Origin of the sequence: Streptomyces sp. NPDC102467, from assembly GCF_044765445.1 — a bacterium.
GTDB lineage: Bacteria > Actinomycetota > Actinomycetes > Streptomycetales > Streptomycetaceae > Streptomyces.
In genome coordinates, this window is record NZ_JBIWKA010000063.1 from 1 (window position 1) to 2743 (window position 2743).

Consider the following 2743-nt stretch of genomic DNA (forward strand, 5'->3'; position numbering starts at 1 on the left):
CACCCCGCATACGTGATCTACACATCCGGATCAACCGGCCGCCCCAAAGGCGTGGTCGTCACACACTCAGGAGTGCCCAGCCTCGCCGGCCAATATGCTCAAGCCCTGGCCATGGATGACCACAGTCGGATGCTCCAGTTCGCCTCGACGAGCTTCGACGCCCACGTGGCGGAGGTGGTCATGGCACTGGCGGCGGGTGCCGCACTCGTCGTAGCACCTGCCGAGAAGCTCCGGCCCGGCCCGGAGCTCGAGCACATCATCGCTGAGCAGCACATCACCCATCTGACACTGCCGCCCGCAGTGCTGAGCGTCCTATCACCTGACGCGCTGTCAAAGGTTCGCACGCTGATCGTCGGGGGCGAGGCGGTCTTGGCGGATGTGGTCCGGGACTGGGCACCCGGTCGAACCCTGATCAATGGGTACGGGCCGACGGAGTCCACGATTCTCGCCACTATGAGTGGCCCTTTGGCGACAAATGGTGGTCTTCCGCCGATCGGTCGCCCCGTTCTCAATACCCACGTCTATGTGTTGGACGAAGGGCTGCAGCCGGTTCCTGCGGGGGTGGCCGGTGAGCTGTACATCGCGGGCCCGGGGCTGGCGCGGGGCTACCTGGGAAGGCCGGCAACGACGGCGGAGCGGTTCGTGGCCAATCCGTTCGGCCCCGCCGGGACACGGATGTACCGCTCGGGCGACCTCGTGCGCTGGACGGACAACGGCGAGTTGGAGTACGTCGGAAGGGCTGACCACCAAGTCAAGGTGCGTGGCTTCCGGATCGAGCCCGGCGAGATCGAAGCGGTCCTCACCAGCCACGCATCAGTCGCCCGCGCCGTGGTCACCGTGCGCGAGGACCAGCCCGGCGACAAGCGCATCGCCGCCTACGTGATCCCAGCAGCCGCCAACGACCAGCCGGACGAGCAGGAGTTGCGGGCCTTCTGCAGTAAGTCACTGCCGAAGTTCATGTTGCCTGCAGCCCTCGTCACTATGGACGAGTTCCCGCTGACGCCGAACGGGAAGTTGGACCGGAACTCCCTCCCGGCTCCTCGCTACGCAGTTGCTGCGGCCGGCCGCCCGCCGCGAACGCCGAAGGAGGAGGCGCTCTGCGAGCTCTTCGCGGATGTCCTTGGACTGGAGCGAGTCGGCCTCGACGACGGGTTCTTCGACCTGGGCGGTCACTCACTTCTGGCCACGCGGCTCGTCAGCCGTATCCGGACGCACCTGGGTGCCGAACTGACGATCGGCACCCTGTTCGACGCTCCCACCCCCGCCGAGCTGGGTGACGCCCTCGCGGCTGCGCCCGAGTCCCGAAGGTCGCTCCGGGCGCAGCCGCACCCAAACCAGCTTCCTTTGTCATTCGCCCAGCGTCGGCTGTGGTTTCTGGACCATCTCGGGGGGCCAAACGCCACGTACAACGAGTGTTCCGCGTTTCGCCTGAAGGGCGACCTGGACGCGAGGGCCCTGCGCGCGGCTCTCCTTGATGTAGTCGATCGACACGAAGCCTTGCGGACGGTCTTCCCCGAAACGAACGGCGAGCCGTATCAGCGCATCGTGCAGTCGAACGAAGTGCAGCTCGAGATCGACTTGTTGGAGGTCACCGAATCCACCCTCAGCGGGGCGATCGGCGAGGCCGTGCTACGGACATTCGATCTGGGTACAGATCTGCCGATCCGTGCCTCACTGTTCGCTGTGGCACCGCAGGAGCACGTTCTCCTGCTGGTAACACACCACATCGCGTGCGATGGCTGGTCGTTGGCTCCCCTGGCCCGGGATCTGTCGCTGGCCTATGAGGCTCGGCAGCACGGCGACGTCCCCAAGTGGGCGCCGCTGGCGGTGCAGTACGCGGATTACACCCTCTGGCAGCACGGCCTGCTGGGTGAGCCCGACGATCCGGACAGCTTGTACACACGCCAGCTCGCATACTGGGCTCAGGTACTCGACGGACTGCCGGACGTCCTGGAACTCCCGACCGATCGCCCTCGGCCGGCGATCCAGAGCCACCAGGGCGGGACCGTCGGCTTCCAGTGCGATCGTGACCTGCACCGTGGCCTGGAGCGGCTGGCACGGGAACACGGGTGCACTCTCTTCATGGTTGTGCAGGCGGGTATCACAGCGTTGCTGACGCGCCTCGGTGCGGGTACCGATATTCCGATCGGATCACCCATTGCGGGGCGCACCGATGAGGCCCTCGACGAACTTGTCGGATTCTTCGTCAACACTCTGGTGCTGCGTACCGACACGTCCGGAAACCCGAGCTTCCGTGAACTGCTCAGCCGGGTTCGGGAAACTGACCTGGCGGCGTACAACCACCAAGACCTTCCGTTCGACCGGCTGGTAGAGGCCCTCAATCCGGATCGGTCCCTCGACCGCAATCCGCTGTTCCAGGTCATGCTGGCGTTCCAGAACAACACAGAAGCCGCATGGGACATCACCGGCGTCACCACGGGGGACGAGCCGGTCACGTCCACCGTCGCAAAGTTCGACCTGGCGTTCTCGATACGTGGCGCGGGCGACTCCAGTGCAGACTGCACTGGATTCAGCGGGACTCTTGAGTATTCGACCGACCTGTTTGACAGAGCGTCGGCCGAAGCCATATCGGCTCGTCTCTTGCAGCTTTTGCGAGCCGTCGTCGCTGATCCCGATCTGCCCATTGGTCAGGTTGATGTTCTGGCGTTGGAGGAGCGGCAGCGGGTGCTGTCGGAGTGGAATGACACGTCGGTTGAGGTGCCGGGTCTGACGTTTCCGGAGC

General features: G+C 65.2%; 1 protein-coding gene. It reads left to right on the top strand.

The window, feature by feature from the left end:
• Positions 1 to 51: 51 nt before the first annotated feature.
• A partial coding sequence (locus ACIREE_RS42615) for a condensation domain-containing protein (protein WP_404164975.1) occupies positions 52 to 2743 on the top strand: 2692 nt, incomplete at its 3' end.